The 272-nt window shown below is 62.9% G+C and carries 1 protein-coding gene; it reads right to left on the bottom strand.

The window, feature by feature from the left end; all coding sequences use genetic code 11:
- On the bottom strand, positions 1-249 hold a 249-nt coding region (locus N7568_RS23525), incomplete at its 3' end, for a TetR/AcrR family transcriptional regulator (protein WP_261612117.1).
- Between the last annotated feature and the right edge of the window lie 23 nt (positions 250-272).

The following is a 272-nucleotide window of genomic DNA, read 5'->3' as shown; positions in this document are numbered from 1 at the left end:
CCCCCCGGGGATGTCCTCGTTGAAGAGCGCCGTGCGGATCTCCGAGTCCACCTGGTCTTCCTCCATGTCATCCGGGATAGCGCCACTGGTGATCTCATCGCGGCGTTTCAGCACAGCCAGCAGACGGTCGCTCTTGGCAGGGAAGTAGTGCCGCAGGCTCGTCTGGCTCATGCCCACCCGGTCAGCGACATCCTGTAGTGATCCGCCGCGATAGCCACGGGCAGCAACTACCGCATGCGCAGCATCCAGAATGCTCTGCCGCCGTTATTGAG

The organism is Paenarthrobacter aurescens, from assembly GCF_025421775.1.
GTDB lineage: Bacteria > Actinomycetota > Actinomycetes > Actinomycetales > Micrococcaceae > Arthrobacter > Arthrobacter aurescens_B.
The sequence above is the reverse complement of the archived record's forward strand: the minus strand, read 5'-3'. Positions and strand labels throughout refer to the sequence as shown.